Annotated in this window: 23 protein-coding genes; 17 read left to right on the top strand and 6 right to left on the bottom strand. The window is 52.5% G+C overall.

Annotated elements, in window-relative coordinates; genetic code table 11:
- Both PKY88_11915 and PKY88_11910 read left to right on the top strand, forming a co-directional pair.
- Positions 1–219: hypothetical protein (locus PKY88_11915; protein HOQ05906.1), on the top strand; the 219-nt coding region annotated here is incomplete at its 5' end.
- Complete coding sequence (locus PKY88_11910) at positions 219–1,520, top strand: TRAP transporter large permease (protein HOQ05905.1); 1,302 nt, start codon at positions 219–221, stop codon at positions 1,518–1,520. The genes PKY88_11915 and PKY88_11910, both read left to right, overlap by 1 nt.
- Positions 1,521–1,553: 33 nt before the next feature.
- On the opposite strand, the gene PKY88_11905 is transcribed toward PKY88_11910, so the two are convergent.
- Both PKY88_11905 and PKY88_11900 read right to left on the bottom strand, forming a co-directional pair.
- A complete protein-coding gene (locus PKY88_11905) occupies positions 1,554–3,914 on the bottom strand; it encodes a glycyl radical protein (GenBank protein ID HOQ05904.1) in 2,361 nt (786 codons plus the stop codon).
- Between the two features lie 5 nt (positions 3,915–3,919).
- On the bottom strand, positions 3,920–4,837 hold the full coding sequence (locus PKY88_11900) for a glycyl-radical enzyme activating protein (protein HOQ05903.1): 918 nt from the start codon (positions 4,835–4,837) through the stop codon (positions 3,920–3,922).
- Positions 4,838–5,075: 238 nt separating this feature from the next.
- Here PKY88_11900 and PKY88_11895 point away from each other — a divergent pair, with 238 nt between their 5' ends.
- Positions 5,076–6,908, top strand: a complete 1,833-nt coding sequence (locus PKY88_11895; protein ID HOQ05902.1) for a hypothetical protein — start codon at positions 5,076–5,078, stop codon at positions 6,906–6,908.
- A 137-nt stretch (positions 6,909–7,045) separates the two neighbouring features.
- Complete coding sequence (locus tag PKY88_11890) at positions 7,046–8,182, top strand: acetoin utilization protein AcuC (protein HOQ05901.1); 1,137 nt, start codon at positions 7,046–7,048, stop codon at positions 8,180–8,182.
- A 140-nt stretch (positions 8,183–8,322) separates the two neighbouring features.
- On the opposite strand, the gene PKY88_11885 is transcribed toward PKY88_11890, so the two are convergent.
- From PKY88_11885 to PKY88_11870, 4 genes are all read right to left on the bottom strand, one after another.
- Complete coding sequence (locus PKY88_11885) at positions 8,323–9,702, bottom strand: OFA family MFS transporter (protein HOQ05900.1); 1,380 nt, start codon at positions 9,700–9,702, stop codon at positions 8,323–8,325.
- A 102-nt stretch (positions 9,703–9,804) separates the two neighbouring features.
- The gene (locus PKY88_11880; GenBank protein ID HOQ05899.1) at positions 9,805–11,076 is read right to left on the bottom strand and encodes an OFA family MFS transporter; all 1,272 of its coding nucleotides are present in this window, start codon (positions 11,074–11,076) and stop codon (positions 9,805–9,807) included.
- A gap of 78 nt (positions 11,077–11,154) precedes the next feature.
- Positions 11,155–13,137 carry an acetate--CoA ligase gene (gene acs, locus PKY88_11875; protein ID HOQ05898.1) on the bottom strand — a complete coding sequence of 661 codons (1,983 nt, stop codon included), beginning with the start codon at positions 13,135–13,137 and terminating at the stop codon, positions 11,155–11,157.
- 195 nt (positions 13,138–13,332) lie between these two features.
- Positions 13,333–14,103 (bottom strand): hypothetical protein, encoded by a 771-nt coding sequence (locus PKY88_11870; GenBank protein HOQ05897.1) that lies wholly within the window; start codon positions 14,101–14,103, stop codon positions 13,333–13,335.
- Between the two features lie 245 nt (positions 14,104–14,348).
- Between PKY88_11870 and trpS the strand changes: the two genes are divergently transcribed.
- The 13 genes from trpS to PKY88_11805 all read left to right on the top strand — a co-directional run bounded on the left by trpS (position 14,349) and on the right by PKY88_11805 (position 26,473).
- The gene (gene trpS / locus PKY88_11865; GenBank protein ID HOQ05896.1) at positions 14,349–15,320 is read left to right on the top strand and encodes a tryptophan--tRNA ligase; all 972 of its coding nucleotides are present in this window, start codon (positions 14,349–14,351) and stop codon (positions 15,318–15,320) included.
- Entirely contained in the window at positions 15,317–15,586 is a 270-nt protein-coding gene (locus PKY88_11860) for a DUF2007 domain-containing protein (GenBank protein HOQ05895.1), read from the top strand. The genes trpS and PKY88_11860 overlap by 4 nt, the downstream gene beginning before the upstream one ends.
- Positions 15,583–16,629, top strand: coding sequence for a segregation/condensation protein A (locus PKY88_11855; GenBank protein HOQ05894.1), 1,047 nt, complete (start codon positions 15,583–15,585; stop codon positions 16,627–16,629). The genes PKY88_11860 and PKY88_11855 overlap by 4 nt, the downstream gene beginning before the upstream one ends.
- A gap of 95 nt (positions 16,630–16,724) precedes the next feature.
- Positions 16,725–17,051 (top strand): thioredoxin, encoded by a 327-nt coding sequence (trxA, locus tag PKY88_11850; GenBank protein HOQ05893.1) that lies wholly within the window; start codon positions 16,725–16,727, stop codon positions 17,049–17,051.
- 123 nt (positions 17,052–17,174) lie between these two features.
- Positions 17,175–18,053 (top strand): glucose-1-phosphate thymidylyltransferase RfbA, encoded by an 879-nt coding sequence (gene rfbA / locus PKY88_11845; protein HOQ05892.1) that lies wholly within the window; start codon positions 17,175–17,177, stop codon positions 18,051–18,053.
- Positions 18,053–18,610: a dTDP-4-dehydrorhamnose 3,5-epimerase gene (gene rfbC, locus PKY88_11840; GenBank protein HOQ05891.1), complete on the top strand. Its 558-nt coding sequence runs from the start codon at positions 18,053–18,055 to the stop codon at positions 18,608–18,610. Before rfbA ends, rfbC begins: the two co-directional genes overlap by 1 nt.
- A 3-nt stretch (positions 18,611–18,613) precedes the next feature.
- Positions 18,614–19,465: a dTDP-4-dehydrorhamnose reductase gene (gene rfbD, locus PKY88_11835; GenBank protein HOQ05890.1), complete on the top strand. Its 852-nt coding sequence runs from the start codon at positions 18,614–18,616 to the stop codon at positions 19,463–19,465.
- On the top strand, positions 19,462–20,475 hold the full coding sequence (gene rfbB / locus PKY88_11830) for a dTDP-glucose 4,6-dehydratase (protein ID HOQ05889.1): 1,014 nt from the start codon (positions 19,462–19,464) through the stop codon (positions 20,473–20,475). The genes rfbD and rfbB overlap by 4 nt, the downstream gene beginning before the upstream one ends.
- A 73-nt stretch (positions 20,476–20,548) precedes the next feature.
- Positions 20,549–22,723: an ABC transporter ATP-binding protein gene (locus tag PKY88_11825; GenBank protein HOQ05888.1), complete on the top strand. Its 2,175-nt coding sequence runs from the start codon at positions 20,549–20,551 to the stop codon at positions 22,721–22,723.
- Positions 22,720–23,535 (top strand): glycosyltransferase, encoded by an 816-nt coding sequence (locus PKY88_11820; protein ID HOQ05887.1) that lies wholly within the window; start codon positions 22,720–22,722, stop codon positions 23,533–23,535. The genes PKY88_11825 and PKY88_11820 overlap by 4 nt, the downstream gene beginning before the upstream one ends.
- Before the next feature lie 25 nt (positions 23,536–23,560).
- A complete protein-coding gene (locus PKY88_11815) occupies positions 23,561–24,361 on the top strand; it encodes an FkbM family methyltransferase (GenBank protein ID HOQ05886.1) in 801 nt (266 codons plus the stop codon).
- Between the two features lie 15 nt (positions 24,362–24,376).
- Positions 24,377–25,411: a glycosyltransferase gene (locus tag PKY88_11810; protein HOQ05885.1), complete on the top strand. Its 1,035-nt coding sequence runs from the start codon at positions 24,377–24,379 to the stop codon at positions 25,409–25,411.
- Positions 25,412–25,423: 12 nt separating this feature from the next.
- A complete protein-coding gene (locus PKY88_11805) occupies positions 25,424–26,473 on the top strand; it encodes a glycosyltransferase (GenBank protein HOQ05884.1) in 1,050 nt (349 codons plus the stop codon).
- The last annotated feature ends 38 nt before the right edge of the window (positions 26,474–26,511 follow it).

Below are 26,511 nucleotides of genomic sequence, written 5' to 3'. Positions count from 1 at the left end.
GTGATGATTCTCGGCGGGACGGAACTGGTTCAAATCACGCTGCGTCTGCAGCAGAAATCGCCGGCGCTGGGGGTCCAGATGGGATACGTGTATCTGGCGGTTCCCATCAGCGGTTTCTTTATGCTTCTGTACGGCGGAATCGGCCTCTGTGAGCGAGTGATCCAATTTTTCAAAACGTCTGTTCAGCAAACGGATGATTTTCAGGGCGAGGAGCAGTAATGGATTTTCCGATTCAGATTCTGGTTGTCAGTTTCGTGATTCTGCTGGTGCTGGGCGTTCCGGTGGCCTTTTCGATGGGGATTGCGTCGCTGCTGGGCATCCTGGCGATGGGCGATTTGCCGGCTTTTGCGGCGGTTGCCCACAAAATGGCCACGGGCATTGATGAGTTTTCTCTGCTGGCCATTCCCTTTTTTATTCTGTCCGGCTTGTTTATGGGCCATGGAGGGATTGCTCGTCGTCTGATTGATTTTGCGAACGTTCTGGTGGGGCATTTTCGCGGCGGGCTGGCCCTGGTGAATATTCTGACGTGTATGCTGTTTGGGGCGATTTCCGGTTCGGCGGCCGCGGCGGTTTCGAGTGTGGGCGGCTTTATGATTCCGCTGATGAACAAGCGCGGCTATGACCGGGATTTTAATGCCTCCGTGACGATTACAGCGGCCACGACCGGACTGCTGATTCCGCCCAGCAATGTGATGATTGTGTATTCCCTGGCGACCGGCGGGGCGGTTTCCATCGCCGCGATTTTTATGGCGGGGGTCATTCCGGGGATTCTGGTCGGCCTGGGACTGATGCTGGTCAGCAGCCTGATTTCCTGGAAGCGAAATTACGGCAAAGGCGAAACGCTGGAAGCCGGAGAGTCGGTAAGGCGGTTTATTCAGGCAATTCCGGCTTTGCTGCTGATTGTAATTGTGATGGGCGGGATTCTGAAAGGGATTTTTACGGCGACGGAGGCCTCCGCCGTGGCAGTGCTGTATTCGTTTCTGCTGGCGGTAGTGTTTTACAAGGAGGTCAAGTGGTCGGAAATCCCGGGGATTCTGCTGCAGGCCGGAGTAATGACGTCGGTGGTTTTTCTGCTGATTGCCACGAGTATGGCGATGAGCTGGGTGCTGGCGGCCGAGCGCATTCCGCAGGATATCAGCGCCTCGCTGCTGGGACTGACGCATAACCGAATTCTGGTTCTGCTGATCATTAATCTGATTTTGCTGGCGGTGGGGACCTTTATGGATATGACGCCGGCGGTTCTGATTTTTACGCCGATTTTTCTGCCGGTGGTGGCTACCTTCGGGGTCCATCCGCTTCACTTCGGCATTATTATGATTACAAATCTGTGCATCGGACTGTGCACGCCGCCGGTGGGGACGTGTCTGTTCCTGGGCTGCGGGATTGCTGAAACGACGGTGACAAGGGTAATGAGGCAGATCGGCTATTTCTATGCCGCGATGATTGTCGTATTGTTTATCTGTTCCTATGTTCCCGCCTTGTCGCTGTGGCTGCCGCAGCAGCTGGGGCTGCTGAAATAGACGTCTGTCTCTGCTGATGCAGAATCGCTGCCGTCAAATGGATGTCTGTTCCGTGCGGGCGATGATTTCGTTCTGCAGGCCTTCGCCGAGCTCCACAAAATAGTCGCTGTATCCGGCAACGCGGACAATCAAATGGCGATACTGCTGGGGATTTTTCTGGGCCTCCAGCAGGGTCTGCCGGTTGACGACATTAAACTGGATATGGTGGCCGTCCAGTCGGAAGTAGCTGCGAATCAGATGAACCAGTTTGTCCAGCCCCTCCCCTTCGAGCACCTGCGGAATGAATTTCATATTGAGCAGGGTGCCGCCGGTTCGAGCATGGTCGAGTTTGGCGGCGGATTTGAGAACGGAGGTCGGGCCGTGGGTGTCGGCTCCCTGACTGGGGGAGATGCCGTCGGACAGAGGCAGACCGGCCTTGCGTCCGTTGGGCAGGGCACCGGTAACCTGCCCAAAATAGATGTGGACCGTGGTCGGCAGGAGGTTAATGCGGTATTTGCCGCCCTTGGTGTTGGGTCTGCCGTTGATGGCGTCGTAGTATAGATTGAATAAATCGACGGCGACGGCGTCGGCGTAATCGTCATCGTTGCCGTAGCAGGGGGCCTGCCGGAGCAGATTCTGAATGTCTTCCATCCCTTCGAAGTTTGCCTCGAGGGCTTTTAAGAGGGTCCGCATGGTGAGCGTCTTGCGGTCGAAGACGTGGAATTTGACGGCCGTGAGGGCATCGGTGAGCGTACCGATGCCGACGCCCTGAATGTAGGTTGTATTGTAGCGCGGGCCGCCGTTGTGGTAGTCTTTGCCCCGCTTGATGCAGTCATCGACCAGCACGGACATAAAAACGGCGGGCATCCATTCTGCATACAGCCGTTCGATGATTTGGTTGCCGCGGATTTTGATGTTGATAAAGTGATTCAGCTGCTTTTTGTAGGCGTCGCGCAGCTGCTCAAAAGTTGTAAAAGTTTCCGGGTCGCCGGTTTTCGGGCCGACCTGAACGCCGGTTCGCGGGTCGCGTCCGTTATGCAGGGTGACCTCAAAGATTTTGGGCCAGTTGCAGTAGCCGGTGAGGATGCAGCTTTCTTTTCCAAAGGCACTCACCTCGACGCAGCCGCTGGGGCCGCCGCTTCGGGCATCGAAAAGCGATTTGCCGTCGTGGAGCATTTCGCGAATGATGACATCCGTATTAAAAACGGACGGTTGCCCCAGACCGGTGCGAATGACCTGACAAGCCCGTCTGACGAATCGGTCGGGGTTTTTGGCGCTGATTTGGATACAGCAGCTGGGCTGAACGAGCTGCATTTCCTCGACGACCTCGAGAATCAGATAGGAAACGTCGTTGACGGCGTCCTGTCCGGTCTGAGGGTCCACACCGCCGACGTTGATGAGCGAAAAATCGGTATAGGTGCCGCTCTGTTCTTCCGTGATGCCGACCTTAGGCGGGGCGGGCTGGTTGTTGAACTTAATCCAGAAACACTGGAGCAGCTCTTTGGCCTGCTCGCGGGTGAGCGTTCCGGCCTCCAGCTCTCGTTTGTAGAAGGGATACAGATGCTGGTCGAGGCGGCCCGGATTGAAGGAGTCCCAGACGTTCAGGTCTGTGATGACGCCCAGATGCACGAACCAATAGGCCTGCAGGGCCTCTCGGAAAGTTCGCGGAGCATAGGCAGGCACATGCCGGCAGACGGCGGCGATTTCCTCCAGCTCTTTTTTGCGGACGGGGTCGGATTCGCTCTGGGCCAGCTGCTGGGCTTTTTCGGCATACCGGCGGGCCAGGGTCAGCACGGCATCGATTGCCAGTTTCATTCCTTTGAGTTCCTGGAGTTTTGCGTGGGCCTCCGGGTCGCCGTAAAAGTCCAGACTGCGGATGGACTGGCTGATTTCATCCTGCAGGTCGAGCAGACCTTTTCGGTAAATCTTGTCGTCGAGGATGGCATGGCCGGGCGCCCGCTGCTCCATAAACTCGGTAAAAATGCCCGCTTCAAAGGCCCGATGCCAGTCTTCGCTCATTGCGGCGAAGACCTTTTCCCGCATCGTTTTGCCTTTCCAGAAGGGAATAATTTTTTCTTGATAAACCTTTTTGACATCCTCGCTGACATCAAAGGAGGTTCGGGTGCGCCGCGCCATAATTTCGAAATCTTCGAGGGTATGGCAGCACAGTTCCGGATAGGTATAGGTGGCTTTAGGAGCCGGTCCCCGCTCGCCGACGATTAATTCGCCTTCATTGATGCAGATGTGCTTGCGGCTCATGATGTAGTTGAGGGCTAGGCCGCGGACAACCGGAGGAGAAAACTCCATCGTGACGCCGCTCTGATAGAAATCGGTAATCAGTTCAGCCCGTTCAGCACTGATGTACGGTTTGGTGTTTACACTTTGAGCACGCAGTTTGGCAACTCGTTCGTTCATAGGTTCTATCCGCCGATTTTTACACAAAAACCCATTTCCTGCAGCGTCTGTGCAAGTTTTTTCATTTGTTCCACTGAGAGACGCCGGCTTCTGAACACTCGCTCGCTCTTGCCGAGCCGCTCCGCCTTGGCGATTCCTCCACTATTATACGGCAAAAGGTCGATTTGTTTTATGGTTTTCAGATTTTGTACATACTGTCCAATGGCCTGAATGCTGTCGGGTGAATCATTGAAGCCTGCAATGACGGGAACCCGAATGATGATTTGGCGAGCGTTTGTGCTTAACCAACTGATGTTGTCCAGAATCAGGGAATTGTCCACACCGGTAAACTCCCGATGTTTTTTTGAATCGAGATGTTTGATGTCGCACAAAAAAAGGTCACTGAAATCCAGAATTGACTTTAGAGTTTCACGTTTTCCATAACAGGACGTATCAACGGCCGTTTGGAACCCCATTTCCTTGCAGGCAGTCAGCAAAGCGTAGAGAAAGTCAGGTTGGGTGAGGGGTTCACCGCCTGAAAAAGTAACACCGCCGCCGGATTGGTCATAAAAAACGGAATCTTTTTCTATTTCTTTTAAAACTTCCTCAACAGTGACCTTCCGGCCGACTTTTTCCATTGCTTGGGCCGGGCAGGGGGAAATGCAGGCGCCGCAAACTGTACAGCGGCTTAAATCCCGATGTATTTTGCCGTTAATTCTGCTCAGTGCCTGGTTTGGACAGATTTGGAGACATCGTCCGCACTGGATGCAGCGGACAGGCCGATGGAGCATTTCAGGATTGGTTTCCCAGCTTTCCGGATTGTGACACCAGGAACATCGTAGCGGACAGCCCTTGAAAAAGACGGTTGTGCGAATGCCGGGCCCGTCGTGAATCGCGTATTTTTTAATATCAAAAATTGTACCTGTTATTTGTTTGTAATCCATTTTTTTGCCTTTTCCCAAACCTCATCGTAGTCGGAAAACAGTTCTTTTTCAACAGAAATCAAGATGCACAAGCTCTGAAATTGAGAATTTGGGCTTTTTTTAGTTGATTGTGCAAATATTTTCTGATAATATCACAGTCGATTGTGCAATCATTTTAACCGTTCAAAATCTCTGTTGAGGGATGCATTTGAGAGTGTCCCCTTTTTGACAGTTTCTTTGCCCGCAGTCTGGAGAAACTATGAGTTTGAGCAACAAACAGAGGAAGAGAAAAGAACCGGAGAAATCAAACCGCTTTGAGCATTTTATTACGGCTCGCGGAGATAAATTGATGGAAGGCGACAAGGAATATCGCTTTATTTCCTTCAATATTCCGGATTTGCATAACAAAGAAGATGTGATGTTTTTTGAAGAGACGTGCGCCTGGCGATGGCCGGATGAATATGAAATTGCTGATGCGCTTGAATCCATCCGCCAGTTAGGAGGGCGGGCGACGCGGCTGTATACCCTTTCTGTTCGGCGCCCCGGTGAGACACATCCGGTTCATGTGGAGGGCCCCGGGCAATTTAACGAGGAAGGATTTCGGGTGATTGATAAAGTTTTGCAGATTGCTGAGCAGAAGGGGATTCGCATCATCTTTCCTCTGCTGGACAGTACGAAGTGGTGGGGCGGAGTGGAAGATTATGCGGCTTTTCGCGGGAAAGAAAGTGTGACGATTTATCAAAGGCCGGACAGTGCCCGCTCGCGTTTTTGGACGGACAGGCAGCTGATTGAGGATTTCAAAAAAACCATTGAATATACGCTGAACCGAAGGAACGTTTATACCGGAGAATGCTACAAAGACTGCAAAGCAATTCTGCTTTGGGAGACCGGAAACGAACTCTGCTGTCCTCCGGAGTGGACTCATGAGATTGCCGGTTATATCAAAAGCATTGACCCCAATCATCTGGTTATGGACGGCTTTTTTGCTACGAAGGTCCGACCGGAGTCGGTCGAAGAGCCGTTTGTTGATGTTGTGACGACGCATCATTATCCGAGCCTGAATCCGGATTTTATCGGGGATGTTCGGGTTTCCCGGGAAATGGTCAGAGGCCGGAAACCCTATATTGTAGGGGAGCTCGGATTTGAAACGAACGGAAAGGTCCGCGAGCTGCTGGATTATGTGATTCAGGAAGGCATCAGCGGGGCCATGGTTTGGTCTCTTCGTTCGCATAAGCGGGAAGGGGGTTTTTACTGGCATTCAGAGCCGGATTCTTTCGGGCGGTTTCGTTCTTATCATTGGCCGGGTTTTCCAAGCGGAGAGGATTATTATGAAACGTCTCTGCTGAAATTGGTGCGTCAGAAGGCATTCGAGATTGCAGGCGTTCCGGAGCCGCCGCTGGAGAAGCCACTTCCGCCGACCCTTTTGCCCATTGAGGATATCACGGCAATTTCCTGGCGGGGTTCTGCGGGTGCGGCTGCTTATGATATCGAAAGAGCGGAGTCAGAAACCGGTCCCTGGGAGGTAATCGGCTGGAATGTTTCGGATGCCCAAGTCGAGTATGGACCTCTTTTTCACGATATGACGGCGAAAATCGGGAAACGCTATTTTTACCGGGTGATTGCCAAGAATGCAGCCGGACAATCGAAACCATCCAATCTTGCCGTCTCCCCGATTGTGGATTGTCAGGCGATAGTGGATGAGTTAAAAGATTGGTCGCAGGTTTACAGCTTTCGGGGGCGGGTGGTGCTTGAAACCACCCAGGCCCGCCGGATGAAGGAAGATGGAAGCCGTGTCAAAGGGGCTGCCGGCGGAGAGATGCTCTACCGGACCGAAGGAGCAATCTGCCGATGTGTGCTGGAAACGTATTTTGAAAAAAATATTTCCGATTTTGCTTTTTTCTTCAGCAAAGACGGTGTTTCTTTTGCGAAAGCCAAAAGCCGACGAACTGTGTATGACCCCGGCGATCCTGTCTATGGGTATTTTATCCCGGTTAAATATGAACTGACACTGGTTCCGCACGGTTCGAGATGGTTTCGGATAGTCTTTCGTACAGATGCACAAATCGGACGTATCCGGATTTATTACCGATAAGAGGAGGGGGAGTTTTTAGGAGGGGGACACGCAGACCGCCTTTGTACGCAGTTTTTTTTACTTGCCTACTGGAAACCCGAACTGTTTGAGGTATATTAGAATCAGCAAAGGAACGGTCTGTTCTGAAAGGCGTTTCTGTGAAAAAGGCCTTGATTCATAGCCCGCAGCTGGAACAGTATTCTTATCCGGACTCCTGTCCCTTCAAGACGTTTCGTGCCGCGTTGCTTTATCGGAAACTGCTGTCGATGGGATTGCTGAGCGGGCCGGATGTTTTCGAAGCCGCTCCGGAGAAAGCTGAACGCTCTGTTCTGGAACAGTTTCATTCTTCGGCCTATCTGGATGCGCTGGAGCGGGCAAACAGAGGGGAGTTTGATTCTTCGATGTTTTGGATGGGGTTGGGGACGGGGGATTGTCCGGTTTTTGACGGAGTTTATGATTATGCGGCACTGGCGGCGGGGGCGACGATAACAGGGGCTCGTCTGATTTTGGAGGGGAAAGCCGGGATTGCCTTTAATCCTTCCGGGGGGTATCATCATGCTCACGCCGGGAGAGCAGGCGGGTTTTGTTATTTGAATGATGTTGTTTTGGGGTGTCTGGAATTTGTAAAGGCGGGCAAGCGGGTGCTGTTTCTCGATGTGGATGTGCATCACTGCGATGGGGTTCAGGCGGCCTTTTATGACCGGGCCGATGTGATGACGATATCGACGCATCAGGACGGCCGGACACTGTTTCCCGGTACAGGGTTTGTGGATGAAATTGGAGAAGGCGAGGGACGCGGGTACAGTGTGAATTTTCCGCTGCCGCCGGGGGTCTATGATGAGGTTTATCTGAAGGTGTTTCGGGAGGGGGTTCTTCCGCTGATTGGGGCGTACGGGCCGGATGTGATTGTGCTGGAAATCGGTGCTGATACCCTGGCGGGAGACCCGCTGGCCGGTTTTTCGTTAACCAATAATGTGTATGTCGAGGTCGTTCAGTCTCTGCTGGTCTTTGGCAAGCCGATTTTAGCGGTCGGCGGGGGCGGGTACCATGTGGAGAATACAGTACGGGCCTGGGCGCTGGTTTGGGCGACTCTGTGCGGACGTCAGCAGACCGATGAAACCTGGGCGGGTCTGGGCGGTGTGATGCTGCAAAGTACGGACTGGAACGATGATAGGGGGCTTCGGGACCGGGTTTTGGTTCCCTCAAATTGGCAAAGAGAATCGGTGCTGCCGGCGGCGGAACAGGTGCTCAATGCAGTCCGCCGCACGGTCTTTCCGCTGCATGGGCTTTCCTGAGTCGATTTATTTTGGGGTTGCTGCTTAAAAAGCAGAAGAGATGATTTTTCTCTTCGGCTTATCCGGCGGAGGAAATTCAGGGGGAAGTTGTGAAAAAAAGAGCCCGGAGTGGTCCGGGCTCTTAAGGTTTTCAGCGGAAATTACGCTTTTTTGGGCGGTTTAATCTGCGTCATAACAGCTGCCGCTGCCAGGCAGGCGATGCCGGCGACCCAGAATGCGAGGCGGTAATTGCCGATGGTGAAGAGTTTTTCTACGACGGCTCCGCTGGAATCTCTGGACAGGTATGGAATGGTGTTTACTGTTTTCATCAGGGCGGCGGCCAAATAAGGTCCGACGATTCCGCCGGCACCGAATGCCGTGAACATACAGCCGTAATTGACGCCGAAGTGTTTGGTCCCGAAGAAATCCGCTGTGACAGCCGGATAGAGGGCCAGATAACCGCCGAAACATAAGCCGATTAGAGAAACGCCGACCAAATAGATGGGGTATTCCCGAAGCCGGTCCAGCAGAAGCATGGCAGCGCCGCAAAGAATAAACATCGTAATCAGCGTTCCTTTTCTCCCGAAGGCATCGGAAATTTTCCCCCAAAGAATCCGTCCGAGAGAATTAAAGATTGCCAGAACGGCGATGGCCGTAGCACCGGCGGCGGCAATCTGATTGAACGCGTCTTCCTGAATCGGAGGAGTCATCGCGGCTGTTCGGAAGGACTGCCAAATGGGCGATGCCTTCATAATGATTTGAAGACCGGCGGTGCAGCCGGCGAAATAGGTAATCCAGAGCAGCCAAAAGGCGGGCAGCCGCAGCATTTCGGAAGGGGTATAGTCGGTCTTCGGAGCGGCGGTGGATTGTACGGGTTGCGGCGGATTCCATCCGGCCGGTTTATAACCGGCGGGCGGATTGCGCAGCAGCTGGGCGCCGGTGACGACAGCGGTCAAAAAGATAATTCCCAGAGTCAGAAAAGTATTGAAAACGCCGATTTTAGGCAGAGAAAAGAGGGGGATGTTGAAGATTTGATACGGTATGCCGGCAATCAGGGCTTTGGCCAGCGGAGCAAAAAAGAACGCCCCGGCTCCGAAACCGGCAACAGCCAGACCGGTGACAAGGCCTCGTTTGTCCGGGAACCATTTGACACAGGTGGCAATCGGACAGACGTAGCCGGTGCCGATGCCAATGCCGCCCAGGACGGAAAAGGTCAGAATCAGCCACACCAGGGCCCAGGAAGGTTCAAAAAATTCCGTAAAACGGGCGAGAATGAGTCCTGTGCCGAGAATGATGCCGCCGGCGGTGGCGACTTTGCGAGGACCGATGCGGTCCTGGATACGCCCGCCGATGATGACCGCCAGCGCAAACATGGCCAAGACAATTTGGGCCGGCAGTGTGACGGCTGTTTCGGACCAGGAAGGAAAGAAAGTCTTTAATGGTGTTTGAAAAACACTCCAGATGTAGACCGCCCCTAAACTGATTTGAATGATTAACGCTCCAACAACGACCCACCACCGGAAGAATTTTTTTTGGTCCATGTTGTCTGTATTCCTGTTGAATAATTCGGTTCCGTTTTTTTACTGCGTTCGTTTTGGTACGGCTGAGTCTGTTTTTGGTTCAAGGAACTGTTGCGACGGTTTTTATCTGATTTCCACAGCGGCTGTTTTGGGAAGCGGCGGCCGCAGCAAAAACGTGCAGACCGCAGCCGCGATCAGCAGGAGAACGGCTCCATAATAGGCATAGGCAAAGGTTTTATAAAGGTCATACATTTTGCCTGCCAGATAGGCCAGCATAAAGCCTCCGACTCCCCACGAGGTAAAAACCAGTCCGTAATTGACACCAAAGTTTTTCAGTCCGTAATAGTCTTTGGTGATGGATGGGAAGAGGGCCAGATTGGCACCATAGTTGGCTCCGATCAGCGCTGAAAGGAGCGACAAAACCGGAACCGAGGCAAGCAGCGTCTTTTCCTTGGCCATAGACAGCAGAAAGATGCAGACGGCCTGGACCACAAAGCAAAGGAACAGGGCGGCTTTGCGTCCAATTTTGTCGCTGAGCATTCCTGCCCCGATTCGCCCTGCGCCGTTTCCGACGGCTAATACAGCCACGAGAACAAAGCCCATTTCCAACCCTGCCTGGACTTTTACAATGGCTGCCAGTTTGGCGATAATCATCAACCCAGCCCCGGCCCCGCAGGCGTACAGAAACCAAAGCAGATAAAACTGGATGGTTTGGAGCATCTCGGATGGGGCAAAATCCCGCTTTGCGGCGGCCGGAGCAGCGGCAGGGCTGTTTGCGGAGGAAGATTTGAGGGTTGCCGTGTAGCCCGGCGGCGGGGCTTTCAGCAGCTGAGCCAGAAAGACAACCGCAGCAAGAAATCCGATACCGAGAAACAGCACGGTTTTTTGAACACCGTAGGTGCTAATCAAATATTTTGTAAGCGGTGAAGCATAGACGGAGGCCAGACCGAAGCCGGACACAACGATACCCGCTATCAGTCCGGTTTTGTCTGCGGGAAACCACTTGACTGCCGGAGGGGTTGCGGATGCATACCCGAATCCGATTCCGGCCCCGGCCAGGATGCCGAAACCGAGCAGATATCCGATGGGGGACGTAAAGAAACTGGCGAAAATGAAGCCCATTCCAACCAAAAGACCGCCAATGGTGGCTGCCAGACGAGGGCCCATTTTGTCCTGCATTCGTCCGGCGGGGACCATGACTAAAGAAAAGATGAGGCAGGCAAACATATAGGGAAGGGATTTTTGGGTTTCCGTCCAACCCCACTCCGCGGGAATTCCTTTGCTGATTACGCTCCAGGTGTACAGAATTCCCAGGGCCAGGTTGATGCCCATTCCGGCAAATGTAACAGACCAACCGTGATTTTTAATGGGTCCGGATGATTGGTTTTCTGACATAAGACCTCCTTTTCAGATGTGTAAGAAAGGCCGAACGTGCGGGGATGCACGTCCGGCCTGAAGCAGTTTTGATTGTTTTTATCCCCGTCCTGCAATGAGTTTTTCGACAACGCTCGGATCAGCCAGTGTGGAGATGTCGCCGAGGTTGCTGATATCTTTTTCAGCGATTTTCCGCAGGATTCGCCGCATAATTTTCCCGGAACGGGTTTTGGGCAGGGCGGGTGCAAACTGAATGGCCTCCGGAGCGGCAATTGCTCCGATTTCCTTTCGGACATGCTGAATCAGTTCCTTTTTCAATTCCTCGCTTTCCTGAATGCCTTCTTTCAGCGTGACGTATGCATAGAGCCCCTGTCCTTTGATTTCGTGCGGAATGGGAGTCACGGCGGCTTCGGCCACTTTCGGATGGCTGACCAGGGCACTTTCGACTTCAGCGGTGCCGATGCGGTGTCCGGAGACGTTAACGACATCATCGATGCGTCCCATCAGCCAGTAGTCGCCGTCTTCGTCCACTCGGCAGCCGTCGCCGGTGAAGTACATGTTGTCGAACATCGTAAAATAGGTGTCAATGAATCGTTCATGGTCGCCCCAAGTTGTCCGCATCATTCCCGGCCAGGGCTTCCGAATGCACAATTTTCCGCCTTCGTTGGGTGCGCATTGTGTGCCGTCGTCCCGCAGGACGATGGGGTCCACGCCGAAGAACGGCTTGCAGGCACTGCCGGGTTTGAGGGTCATAGCCCCAGGCAGCGGGGTAATCATAAAACCGCCGGTTTCCGTCTGCCACCAGGTATCGACGATGGGGCAGCGTTTTCGTCCGACTTTTTCATAGTACCAAATCCAGGCCTCCGGATTGATAGGTTCACCAACGCTGCCGAGTACCCGGAGGGTGTCCAGTTTGTATTTCATCACCCATTCTTCACCCAGCCGCATCAGGGCCCGAATAGCCGTCGGAGCGGTGTAGAAGACTGTGACGCCGAATTTGTCGCAGATGTGCCAGAACCGGCCGGCGTCCGGATAGGTAGGTACGCCTTCGAACATCAAGCTGGTGGTGCCGTTGGCCAGCGGTCCATAGACGATGTAGCTGTGTCCGGTGACCCAGCCGATGTCGGCGGTGCACCAGTAAATATCGTCATCGTGAATATTGAAGACGATTTTGTGGGTGAGAGCCACGTGAAGCAAATACCCGCCGGTGGTGTGAACGACTCCTTTGGGCTTGCCTGTGGAACCGGATGTGTACAGGATAAACAAAGGTGTTTCAGCGTCCATCGGTTCGGCAGGGCAGTTCGGGTCGGCTTTGGCCATCAGGTCATGGTACCAGAAATCCCGCCCGTTTTTCATATTGCAGGGGTCATTGTTGACCTTTACAACGACCACATTTTCGATGGACGGGCATTTTTCGAGGGCTTCATCAGCGATAGATTTGAGCGGAATATGCTTGCCGGCACGAAGAGAGACATTGGCCGTAATCAGCATTTTGCAGCTGGAGTCATTGACACGGTCTTTGATGGCGTCGGCGCTGAATCCGCCGAAAATCACAGAGTGAATGGCGCCGATTCGGGTGCAGGCGAGCATGACAACAGCCAATTCGGGCACCATCGGCATATAAACGGCTACCCGGTCGCCTTTGCGAATGCCTTTGGATTTCAGGACATTGGCGAACTTGCAGACTTCCGCGTGGAGCTGTTTATAGGTGATTTTTTTAACAGCATTTTCTTCTTCACCCTGCCAGAGGATAGCCACCTTGTTTTCGACAGGAGTGCCCAGATGCCGATCGAGACAGTTGTACGAAACATTCAAACTGCCGTCAGCAAACCAAGTATGCTCGATTTTCCGTGCCTTGGTGTTCCAAGTGTACACCAGACTTTTTGTCGGTTTTTTGAACCAGGTAAGCATCTCGGCCTGCTGGAGCCAGAACTTGTCGGGCTCATTGATGGATTGCTCCCACATTTTCTGATACTGTTCCATGCTGTTGACCCAGGCGTTGGCTCGGATGGAAGCAGGCGGGGGAAATGTTCTGTTTTCCGTCAGAAGTGATTTCAGTCCTTTTGATGTTTGCTCTGCCATTACTCCTCTCCCTTTCAAAAAAAGGTTGGTCTTGACTATCAGTAATTCCGATGGCGAACCCGTATTTTTGACTGATAAAATATGATTTTAAGACAAAAATGCAACAAAAAAAGCGTTTTTTGTGAAAGATTATTGGTTTGTGAAGTACAAAAGTGCGCACTAATTCACATTTATGGAGGTTTAACGGTTTTTTTGTTATCTTTCCTGAAGGAGGGACAGTACGGCTTGGGCGGAAAGATGATTTTGGATTCCAATTGATTCGATATGAGCAGCGATTTGGGAAGAAGATAAGTCAAGGATTTCCTGTGCATAGTCCGTGTCGGATATCCGGGATTTCGAATGGGTTGCTTCTTCCAGAAGCTTGTTTAGATAGTCAGACAGTCCTTCTACAGAGTTCAGTGTTGCGGCCAATCTGGACCGGTAATTTCGAATAAACTCAATGAAAGACCTCAGTGCTTCGACACAGGCGGGACTTTCAACATTTCCCTGAAATAAATTGATGGCTTCCAACTGAATAGGAATTTCTTTACCGGCCGCAGACAGGAATAAAGTTTGCTTTTGCTGGTGGAGGGGTATGCCGTTATATTCCGCTGTTTGGCTGATTTGTGCTATTTCCTGAGATAGATTATCGAATTCTCCCTGAAGGATTTGTATTTGGGCAGGCGATAGCGTTCCGCTTTGTGCCTGCGTTGTCAACTCGAGCATCCGCTGAAGTTTTTCGGAAATCTCCCCCAAGTTGCCTTCGGCTGTTTGGAGAAGGGAGACGGCTTCATTTAGATTCAGAAATCCCTGTTTTACGGAGGCGATTTCACACCGCAGAAAAGAAGAGATAGCCAGCTGGGCGGCTCCGTCAGAAGCGCGGTTGAGGCGGCTTCCGCTGTCCGATTTCTCGAACCGGTCAAAATAGGCTTTCAGTACCTCCGATAGTCCTTGGAGAGATATGGATATGGTAGAAATTGAAACCATAATGTGCTCCCCTCAGAGATTGTACATTGTAAATTATAAAATAATATTAAGCAAAAAGAAAGAAAATATAAAGGAATACTTAAGAATTTTGTTTGTTTTTTATTATTTGTAAACAAGAAGGGGTTTTATGGGACGACAACCATTTTTTTTTGACGGGTGTAATCTCAATGGGTCAAATCTTGACGGAAGGGGTTTTACTTGATACTGTACAGTGCTTTAGAACTTTTTTGAGGAGATTTTACGTCGTGAGGATTCTTTCCGGGATTCAGCCGTCTGGGAAACTTCATATCGGCAATTATTTTGGTGCGATGAGACAAAACTTAGCCCTTCAGGAAGAACATGAAGGGTTCTATTTCATTGCGGATTACCATGCCTTGACGTCCAACCCCAATCCGGAGGCCCTCCGTCAAAGGACGATGGAAGTCGCAATGGATTATCTGGCGCTGGGACTGAATCCGAAAAAAACGGTCTTCTGGCGGCAGTCGGATGTGCCGGCGGTGACGGAGCTGCAATGGATTCTTTCGTGCATTACCCCCATGGGGCTGCTGCAGCGGTGCACCAGTTATAAAGATAAGGTTTCTCAGGGCATCAGCCCCAACCACGGGCTGTTTGCGTATCCGGTGCTTCAGGCGGCGGATATCCTGATTTTTGACAGCCAGCTGGTTCCCGTAGGGGCTGACCAGAAGCAGCATATCGAGGTGACCCGGGATATTGCTGTCAAGTTTAACAACACCTATGGAGAAACATTCGTGATTCCGGAGGATTACATTATTGAATCGGTGGCGGTTGTGCCGGGTCTGGACGGACGGAAGATGTCCAAAAGCTACAATAACACGATTGAAATCTTTGAGCCGGAGTCGAGTGTTCAGAAGAAGGTGATGCGAATTGTGACGGATTCGACGCCGGTGGAGGCACCGAAAAATCCGGAAACATGCAATCTGTTTGCCCTTCTGCGGCTGGCGGCTTCGCCGGAAGAATTGAAAGAGTGGGAAGAACGCTATAGGAAAGGCGGCCTGGGCTACGGGACAGTTAAGAAGAGAATTGCGGAGCTTCTGATTGAATATTTCCGGCCTTATCGGGCCAAGCGGGCGGAGCTGGAAAAGAATCCGGATTATGTGGAGAAGATTCTGATGGATGGGGCAGCGCGGGCGGATGCGGTGGCCCGCAGAACGCTGGACCGGGTTCGTCGGGCGGTCGGTTTGAAAGGGATTCTGTGAGCCAAGCGCAGAAGCTGATTACGGTGGCCCAATATGCGGACCCGATAGAGGCCCAGCTGGCCAGGATTGCACTGGAGGAGGCAGGGATTCGCTGTGTGATTCTCGGAGAACCGGTTGTCAGCGGTCTGTATCCGACGGGTGTTTTTCCTGTTTCGCTTCAGGTTTTGGAAACGGATGCGGAACGGGCGGCGTCTGTACTGAATGAAAAGATGCTTTTGGACGAATGGGGCGAGGAGGGTAAGGTGAGTGAGGGGGATGATTTGTGAGTGAATATCGTGTACAGCTGGATGTGTTTGCCGGCCCGCTGGACCTGCTGCTGTATCTGGTCCGCAAAGAAGAGCTGGATATCTATGATATTCCGATTGCCCGCATCACGGAGCAGTATCTTCATTATATTGAGATGCTCAAGGAGCTGGATATGGATGTGGCGGCGGAGTTTCTGGTGATGGCCGCCACCCTGCTGGAAATCAAATCCGCAATGCTTCTGCCGAAGAGCGAGGCCGAGGAAGGAGCAGAAGAAAGTGCAGGAGACCCTCGTTCAACCCTGATTCGACAGCTGCTCGAATATAAGCGTTATAAAGATGCGGCGAATCTGCTGTCTCTGGCGGGTGAGCAGCGGTCGCTTCGCTTTACACGTCCGGATTCTATCGTGTCTTCTTTGGAAAAGTCCCAGGAACCGCAGATTGACCTGGAACAAGTGAGTGTCTGGACGCTGCTGGAGGCCTTTGACCGGATTTTGAAGGCCACCGGCCAGATCGGCGATTTCAAACGAATTCAGGATGATACGCCGATTGACCTGTATCAGATTGAAATTCTTCATCGGCTTCAGACGGAAGGACCGAAAACGCTGGAAGCCATTTTTGAAGGACGCGGAAATCGGCTGGTGCTTATCGGGTTGTTCCTGGCGATGCTGGAGCTGATTCGCAACCGCTTGGTCTGGGCGGAGCAGGCCGACAGCGGAAGTCCTATTGTCCTTCGTTCGTTGACAGATGTTCCGGCCGAGGAGGCGGTCCGGGAAGCGATTCTATCAGTCCGGAATGCCCAGCAGTCCGCCGGACAGAGTGAATTGCCGGAGGAGCGGAGTTCTCTCGAAAAACCGGAAGACCTTTCCTCTGTTTCCGGCGAACTGGATGAGGAAGAAGAGGAGGACCTGGATATCGAACTGCCGGAAATCGATTTGTCCGGGGAACGGCCTCGGATTCCCATTCAGGAAATTCAGCCGCCGTCTGCCGGCCCAAATCCGTCGCCGGCAATGCCGTCCAGCCGCGGGGATTCTGAACAAATACCGGATTTTCCGGGGGCCCCATAGTTCCTGTTTGACAGGGTTTGAGAGCAGGGGTAGAATCCTCCTCAGGTTTATGAAACCGGATTGATTATTGATTTGTGAAGCGAAAGGAACCGTCTATGGCGGGTAATGTGATTGAATTGACGGATGCGGAATTTGAATCTATGATTCAGGGGACGGACAAGCCGGTTCTGGTGGATTTCTGGGCTCCATGGTGCGGACCGTGCCGGATGCTGGCTCCGGTGATTGAGGAAATTGCCAATGAATATGCCGGTCGTGCCCTGATTTGCAAAGTAGATACCAATGAACAGAGGCAAGCCGCGATTGAGTACGGGATTACGGCGATTCCGACGCTGCTTTTGTTCAAGAACGGCAGTCTGGAGAAAAAGTGGGTCGGCTTGACGAGCAAAAAGGCCATTACCGATGCTCTGGATGAGCTGCTGTAGGTTTGCCGGATTGAACTGTTGTTTGCGGGATACGGTTGTATCCCGTTTTTTTTGGATGGTCACCGGGAAATCTCGAACAGCGGCCGATTTTTCTGAGAGCTGCATTGGAGACAGGAAGGGATTATGGAACGAAAGGGGATTATCTTGGCCGGCGGAAGCGGGACACGTCTGTATCCGATTACGCAGGCCATCAGCAAGCAAATCCTGCCGGTGTATGACAAGCCGATGATTTACTATCCGCTGTCCACCCTGATGCTGGCGGGGATTCGGGAGATTCTGGTGATTTCCACGCCGGCCGATTTGCCTCTCTTTGAGCGTCTTTTGGGAGACGGCCGGCAATGGGGCCTGCAGATTGAATATGCCTGTCAGCCGCGACCGGAGGGACTGGCCCAGGCGTTTTTAATCGGTCGAGATTTTCTGGGGGACCGTCCGGCGTGTCTGATTCTGGGGGACAATATTTTTTACGGGCAGGGGCTTTCCCAGATGCTGCAGGAGGCGGCCCGTCAGGAAGAGGGCGCTTTGATTTTCGGATATTGGGTCAAAGACCCGGAACGGTACGGGGTTATCGAGTTTGACCGGAACGGCCGAGTGATCGGGATTGAGGAAAAACCGCAGAAACCCAAATCGCACTATGCGGCGGTGGGGCTGTATTTTTATGATTCGCAGGTGACGGAGCTGGCGGCGCAGATTCGTCCCTCGGCGCGGGGGGAACTGGAGATTACGGATTTGAATAATCTGTATCTGAAGCAGAACCGTCTTCAGGTGCGGCTGCTGGGGCGGGGGACGGCCTGGCTGGATACGGGTACAATGGAGGCGATGATTCAGGCCTCGGTGTTTGTCCAGACGGTCCAGCAGCGGCAGGGACTGATGATTTGCTGTCCGGAGGAAATCGCCTATCGGCAGGGATGGATTGATGCCGAACAGGTGCTCCGTCTGGCAGAACCGCTGAAGAAGAATCATTACGGTGATTATCTGAAACAGATGATAGAGGAAATCGGCTGATGGAGATTCTGCCGACATCGATTCCGGAGGTGCTGCTGATTCGGCCGGCTGTATTCGGGGATTCCCGCGGCTGGTTTCTGGAAACCTGGCAGCAGAAACGGTATGCGGAGCTCGGCCTGCCGGCGTTTGTTCAGGACAACGTTTCGTTTTCGCAGCAGGGGGTGCTTCGAGGGCTGCATTATCAGCATCCGCACGGACAGGGCAAACTGGTTCAGGTGTTGCAGGGCCGGGTGTTTGATGCGGCCGTGGATATTCGGGTCGGCTCGCCGACCTTCGGACGGTATGTCTGTGCAGAGCTGTCGTCGGACAATCACCTGCAGATGTACATTCCTCCGGGATTTGCACACGGTTTTTGCGTATTAAGCGAGACCGCTTTGTTTTCGTATAAATGCACGGATTTTTATGTGCCGGACTGTGAAGGCGGGGTCTGCTGGAATGACCCGGAGATTGGGATTGCCTGGCCGATTGAGAAGCCGATTCTCTCCGCTAAAGACAGCCGATACGGGCCGCTGCGTCAGATTTGTCCTTCCCGTCTGCCCAGGTATGAGGGAGTTTAATCTGTGAACGGGACAGGGCCGATTGTCATTTTGGGGGCTCGCGGGATGCTCGGGACGGACCTGACGGCCTGCTGTTTAAAGCACGGGTTGGAGGTTCGGGCCTACGACCTGCCGGAGCTGGATATACGGAACGAGGAGGATTTGAAGGAGGCGATGAACGGCTGTCGGGCTGTAGTGAATTGTGCCGCTTATACCAACGTGGAACGGGCGGAGCAGGAGCCGGAGCTGGCGATGCAGATCAATGCCGAGGCGGTGGGGCTGCTGGGACGCGCGGCGGCTTGGTATGGTGTGCCGGTGATGCATATCAGCACGGATTTTGTCTTTGACGGGACGCTGGAGCGGCCATATGTCGAGACGGACCCGCCCAATCCGCTCAGCGCCTATGGACGAAGCAAGTGGGAAGGGGAGAAGCGGCTGGTGTCTTCCGGGTGCCGATTTTGCATCGTGCGGGTTCAGTGGACCTATGGGCGGGCGGGTACGAACTTTGTCGTCAAGCTTCTGGAGGCTGCCAAGAGCCGTCCGGTCCTGCGGGTGGTGGAGGACCAGGTTGGCTCGCCGACGGCGACTTCGGAACTGGCCGAGGTGCTTGTTCAGATGCTGGGGCTGCCGGTGTTTCCGGAAGGGGTTTTTCATGCGGCGGCCTCCGGTTATACGTCCCGCTATGAGATGGCCCGTTTTATTTGTCAGGTCAAAGGACTTCCGAATTCGATAGAACCATGCAGAACATCGGAGTTTCCATCGGCGGCCAAACGGCCCTTAAACAGCCGGTTCGACTGCCGTAAACTGCGGTCTGTGCTGGGCAAAGACATGAGGCCCTGGCAGGAACCGCTCAGGGAATTTCTGGAGCAATTATGAGAACGATTTTGGTGACAGGCGGCGCCGGCTTTATCGGCAGCAATTTTGTACGGATGGTGCTGGATGAACATCCGGATACCCGGGTGGTGAATCTGGACAAGCTGACATATGCGGGCAATCTGGAGAATCTGGAGGGCTATAGAGACCATCCAAATCACATCTTTGTCAAGGGGGACATTTGTGACGGGGGCCTGGTTGAGAGTCTGATATCAACCTATAAGATTGATGCTCTGATTAACTTTGCGGCGGAAAGCCATGTGGACCGTTCGCTGGAAGAGCCGGGGATTTTCATTGAGACCAACGTTAAAGGGACGCTGACCCTTCTGAAGATTGCTCTGGAGAAAAAACTGGAGCGGTTTGTCCAGATTTCGACGGATGAGGTGTATGGTTCCCTGGGACCGGAAGGCAAGTTTACAGAGACAACACCGCTGAGTCCGAACTCCCCGTATTCGGCCAGCAAGGCATCTGCGGACATGCTGGTTCAGGCGTTTGGGCACAGCTGGGGGCTTCGGTACAATATTACGCGATGCTCCAACAATTACGGACCGTATCAGTTCCCGGAAAAGATGATTCCGCTGATGATTCATAATGCCCTGAAGGATAAGCCGCTGCCGGTGTACGGGGACGGGATGCATATCCGGGATTGGCTGTATGTGTATGACCACTGTACGGCCGTTTGGAAGGTCTTAATGGAGGCCCAGCCGGGACGGGTTTACAATATCGGCGGCAACAATGAAAAGCACAATCTCGACGTAGTACGTCTGATTTTGAAGGCCCTCGGAAAGCCTGAATCCCTGATTACTTTTGTCAAGGACCGGCCGGGCCATGACCGGCGGTATGCGATTGATTCGAGCCGGATTATGTCGGAGCTGAATTGGAGACCTTCGGTATCGTTTGAAGAAGGGCTTTCCCGCACGATTCGCTGGTATCTGGAACATTCCGAGTGGCTCAATCATGTGGTTTCGGGTCAGTATCAGGATTACTATAAACGGATGTATTCGAACCGTTAAGTCGATTTTGAATGCTTGACCAGCCCTCACCCCTGTGGTAATCTGCCTGTTTTGTTCGTTTCTGGAGAAGTGAATGTCGGATACAAAAGGTTTATCTGCTTTTTGGCGTGTGTGGGATGATGTCTGGCCGCAGTGGCCTCGGCTGGTAAAGCTGGTCTTCTGGTCTGTGATGATTGCGCTGATGATTTCCGTCAGTTTTGCGACGGTCATTCCGCTTTTGAAGGTGATGATGAGCGAAGAGGGGCTTCACGGCTGGGTGGACCGAAAGATTTGCAACTGGCGGTATGGGTTGGATTTTTATGTACCGGACCGTTCGGACTTTCTGGGGGAAGAGGGCAATTCGGTTCTTTATTATTTGCTGATTACGCGGGTACATTCCAAGTCCTGGGCGAAAGCAAACGGTTTACATCCGCAGGATCGGATCGTTGGTGTCAGTCCTTATCTTTCCTCGGACGGACAGCGGATCTTTTCCGGCAAGATGCTCGAGGCACTGGCAACCTGTCCTGCCGGGCAGCCGCTGACCCTGCAGGTGATTTCGACTGCAGATGCAGTTCCTTCCGTCAGAACGGTGGAGGCCGCCGCACCGGAGAAGCCGGCTTTCGCGGATTGGGCGCAATGGCCGGTCAGTTTTCTTCCCCGTGAGGAGACCAAAGAAACCAAGCTGCAGGCCATTGTTCTGATTATCATCGGGATGATTTTTATTACCATTCTTCGGTGCATGGCCCGCTTTTATCAGCATTTTCTGGCGGAAAAGATAGTTTTGATTGCCAATACCCGACTCCGGGAGCGTGTGTTTGCGCATGCGATGTATATGCCGGTCGGCTTTTTCAGCACCCGGGGCACGAGCGATACGACCAGCCGGATTTTTAATGACGTTTCGCAGAGCTGCCGGGGCATTAAGGTGCTGCTGGGCAAGACCCTGCGGGAGCCGCTGACGGCGGCGGGCTGTATTGGAGCGGCCTTTTGGCTGAACTGGAAGCTGACGGCTATCTTTTTGACGGCGGCGCCGCTGGTGCTGGGGCTTTTTGTGATTCTGGGACGCAAAATTAAAAAGGCCACAAAAAAATCGCTGGCCATTTCGGCCCAGCTGCTCGGACGGATTCAGGAAGCGATGCGTGGGGTGCGGGTCGTCAAGGTGTACAACCGCCAGGACCACGAGATAGAGCTCTATGAGAAAACCAATCAGGCCCTGCTCAAGCAGCTGATACGGATTGCACGGGTAGAGGCACTGACAAACCCGCTGATGGATGTATTGGGGATGTTTGCCGGTTCGGCTGCTCTGCTGTTGGGAGCGGCCTGGGTCATTCAGGGCTATGAGGGGATGCAGTCTTCGACTTTTTTTGCTTTGGTTATTTTTTTGGGCACGGCGGCGGAGTCGGTTCGAAAGGTGAGCGATGTCTGGAATGAGGTGCAGCGGGCGAATGCGGCGGCCGAACGGGTCTTTGCGGTGCTGGATGAGCCGCTGGAAAAAGAAGAGCCCGATGCCTTTGATTTGGCGCCGCTGCGGGAGAAGATGGTTTTTGAAGAGGTCCGGTTTACGTATCCGGGAGCCGTGCTGCCGGCCCTGAACGGAATTACGCTGGAGGTGCCGGCGGGGCAGACGGTGGCGATTGTGGGGCCCAACGGCTCGGGCAAATCGACGCTGGTGAATCTGATTGCCCGGTTTTATGACCCGGACAGCGGGCGGATTCTGATAGACGGCAGGGATATTCGGCGGGCGACGTTGCGGAGTCTGCGGGGGCAGATTGGGCTGGTGACGCAGGATATTGTGACGTTTCGGGATACGATTGCCAACAATATCGCCTACGGTAAGCCGGGGGCAAGCCGGGAAGAGGTGATTGAGGCGGCCCGTCGGGCCTATGCGCATGAGTTTATTGAGCCGTTGCCGGAGGGCTATGATACCATTATCGGCGAGCACAGCAGCGGATTCAGCGGCGGGCAGATGCAGCGGATTGTGATTGCGCGGGCGATTTTGAAGAATCCGGCGATTTTAATTTTTGATGAGGCAATGAGCCAGATTGACGCCGACAGCGAAGCAAAGATTCACGCAGCCCTGCAGACGCTGCTGAAAGGCCGGACGTGTTTTCTGATTGCGCATCGGTTCAGCACGGTGATTTCCGCCGACCGGATTGTGGTGCTGGACAAAGGGCGAATTGCGGGGCAGGGCCGGCATGAGGACTTGATTCGGACCTGTCAGGTCTATAAAAATCTGTATGAAACGCAGCTGATTGTGCCGCAGGGACAATGAGCCGGACGAACGGAATCGCGACAATTTGTGTGGTCAATTACAAGACGCTCGATTTGACGCGTCTGTGTCTGCGGAGCATTCGCAAATATACCCGCGGTCCGTATGAGGTGGTAGTGGTGGATAACAATTCGCAGGATGAGTCGCTGGAGTATTTAAAGTCGCTCAAATGGATTCGGCTGATGGAGCGAAAGGACCCGACCAATGATTCCAGCGGCGGATATGCCCATGCGGCGGCCCTGGATTGGGCCCTGCAGGAGTGCCGGACTGAGTTTCTTGTGTCGCTGCATTCGGATACGGTGGTGCATCGGGAGGGGTGGCTGGAGCTGCTGCTGGGGCCGTTTCTGGATGAGCCGAAGATGGCTTGTGTGGGCGGGGGGAAGGCGGAGCTGGAAGAGGCCTGGCGAGTCTGGCTGAAGAAAGCGACGGATTATAAGACCTTTTTTCGGAAGCTGTTTCGGGTGCCGGACCCGCTGGGGCGGTATCGGTATTACAATCGGACGGTCTGCTGTGCGTATCGGACGGAGATTTTAAAAAGGGAGAACCTGTCGTTTTTGATGGACCGGGACAAGGGGCTGACGGTGGGGCAGAAACTGTATTTTGAGCTGGAGGACCGGGGGTACAGGACGGTTCGCATCCCGGACCGGGTGCTGAAAGAATATATATTTCACCTGGCCCATGCGACGCAGGTTGTGAATGCCCCACAGTATCGTCTTCGCAGACGAACGATACAAAAAACACGGCGCCGAATACAAGAGATTATGAATTCCGAGAGGATTGCATCGATTCTTTCGGATGCCTCGCTGGATTTGTGAGGGTTTTATGGAAACATTTTTGAAGATGAAACACCCTCTTTTTTCTCTGAAAAAGAAGTGGAGAAGATGGAGGGGAAAGCGGCATTCCTATCCCGTCGGCAGTTTTCAGGGGCTTGTAGGGAAGATTCGTTTTGAATTTCGTGATACACCGAGGTATCGAAAGTTTTTTGAAGGCACCTACGAATTCGCTATACAGGAATCTATCCGGAAATTTCTGCCCAAGAACGGCATTTTTATCGATGTAGGGGCCAATTTAGGGTATATTGCTGCGATAGCCGCCGACCGTGTTGGCCCCGAAGGTGCCGTCCATTGTTTCGAACCAGCTCCTGAATACTTTTCCCATTTGGAGAGACTGAGGGAATTAAATCCATCCTATCGGTTTTTTTTGAATAATGTAGCCCTGGGAGAATCGTCAGGGGAAATGAAACGGTTGTATCTTCATCGTACAAATCCCGGAGGGTCTTCTTTATTGAAGGGATTTATCAGCTCCGGAGAAATTCAGTCCGAAATAGAAGTACAGAGTGAGCGTCTAGATAGTTATCTTCACCAAAAACAGATTCATCCGTCAATGATTAAGATTGACACGGAAGGATATGAATGGGCCGTTTTAAGAGGGTGTTCGGAATATTTCAAGCAGAACAAGCACTCCCTGCCTCCGGTTCTGGTAGAGGTGTCGAGAAATGGAATGGCCCATTTTGGAATTACGCCGGCTGACTTTGAGGGTTTTATGGCATCGTTCGGCTATAAGCCCTACTGTGTCTTTGGAATTCATCGTTTGAATCTGGCCGAAATTTCTTCAATGGAAGATATCTTGTTTCTTGCGTAGAGGGTAGGAAAATCAATGGCTTGGGCCAAACGGATTCTGATTATCGGTGATTTTAAGCTGCATTTGCCCGAATCCCTTCGGATAGAAAGGAGACATTGGATTAAGGGGTTTGTGCGGAGCGGCTGTGATGTTCAGACCTTCAGTTACCGAAATATTGTTCATCATTTTACTCCGTTTCATAAAAGAAAGTATGCTCTTCTTTTTGGGAGAAGAAAAACAGAGGAATCTCTGATTCAGATTGCCGAATCCTATCGGCCCGAGATGGTGTTGATTTCCAATATGAGGGATATCAGTCTGGAGTGTCTGGATGTTTTGAGAGATGCGCTGAAACATGCGGTCTTTCTCGGGCGAGATACCGATTGGAATCCGGCACAAAATCAGGAACGAATGCAGATTGCTCGTAAAATGGATATTGTCCTTGCGACGAATGCGGGCTCGTGGCTTCAGGACTATAAGAAGGCCGGTGTGCCTGTGTGTGCTTTTATGCCGTGTCCCTGTGAGCCCGATATTCAGCATCCTTATGAATCCGACCCGCATTGGCAGTCCGATATTCTTTTCATCGGCCGTTCGGAACACCCGATGCATGCTACGGATCCTGACCGAATTGCCATTTTGAAACGGCTGTCCCGGATGCCCTCTGCACGGATGTACGGCGGCCTGGGATATGAACGCATAGAACGGCTTGATGCATTTCGGGCTGTTTCGAACACGAAAATTGCTTTAAGCATTAATGCCGATAACAGGCAGCGGCTTTGTCATTCCGATCGTTTTATTAACTGTCTTTCCTGCGGGGCCTTTACGCTGGCCAAGTGGGTTCCTGATTCGAATCTGCTTTTTGAGGACGGGCGGGAAGTAAAGTATTTTCACAATGCACAAGAGTTTTTTGATTTGACGCATTGGTATCTTCAGCATGAAGAAGAACGACGTTCTATCGCGCAGGCAGGCATGGAGAAGGCCCATAGTCAGATGAATTGTACTTTGATGGCCCAGCGGGTGCTCGATTTGGTTGAGACAGGCGGCTACTCCGCTCCCTGGAAATATGTTTTTTAGAAGGAAACCGGGATGTTGAATGACAGCAAGCGGATATTCTTAATCGCTGATTTTAAAAATGATTCTCCTAAGTCCATCCGGCTTGAACGTCGCCGATGGCTTAAGGGACTGATTCGTCTGGGTCATGATGTCCAGCCGTTCAGTTTTTGGGATATTGCAGAACAAAAGTGTAAATGGCCGATTCCCATTCTGAAACATCGATGGGAAAAGGCAAGAACCTTTGAGGTTATGCTGGAGCAGATTCGCCGATATCATCCGGATATCCTGATCCTGTGTGTCCTGAAATATTTTAATCCAGAGATGATTCAGGAGATTCGGAAAACAGCTCCTTATGCTTTGTTGGTTGGACGGGATGCGGACTCTTATCCTCCGAATTATGCTCCGAGATGGTTTGAAATTCTGAAAATGCTGGACTTGGCAATTGTAACCAATGCCGGTGTATGGATGCAGAAATTTAAAGAAGAAGGTGTTCCTCGATGTGCTTTTTTTCCGTGTCCCTGTGATCCGGATATTCAAAGACCTTATCCGAATATAGAGGGAAAGTGGAAGTCTGATATTCTTTTCACAGGGTCTGAGCACCATTCCCGTTTTCCCGCTGAGATGGAAGAGGAAAGGCGTTTTTTGCTGGAACGACTGAAAGAGCGAAAAGGAGTTCGATTATACGGCTGTTTTGGTTTTCCTACTCTGGATGGAATCGAGGTCTTTTGGGCGATCAGCGGTGCTAAAATAGCCTTGAGTATTAATATTGTCAACAATATCCGGATGTATCACTCCGACAGATTGGTGAATTGTATTGCCTGCGGAACGTTCACACTGGCCAAACGAGTGCCGGATTCCGACCTTCTTTTTGAGGATGGAAAACATCTTCGATATTTTGATACGGCGGAGGAGTTTTTTGAACTGGCGGAGTGGTATTTGGCACACGAGGAGGAGCGGGAACGGATTGCCCGTGCCGGAATGGAACATGCCCATCGGGAATTCAACTGTACTAAGATGGCCCGGCATTTGATGGACTTGATCAGGACGGGCGATTACAATGCTCCATGGAAAGTCATTCTTTAGGCGAATAGAAAGTTTTCCAGCTCGGGCAGGTTGTTAAA

It is taken from the genome of Anaerohalosphaeraceae bacterium (genome assembly GCA_035378985.1).
In the GTDB taxonomy this organism is placed as follows: domain Bacteria; phylum Planctomycetota; class Phycisphaerae; order Sedimentisphaerales; family Anaerohalosphaeraceae; genus JAHDQI01.
The sequence above is the reverse complement of the archived record's forward strand: the minus strand, read 5'-3'. Positions and strand labels throughout refer to the sequence as shown.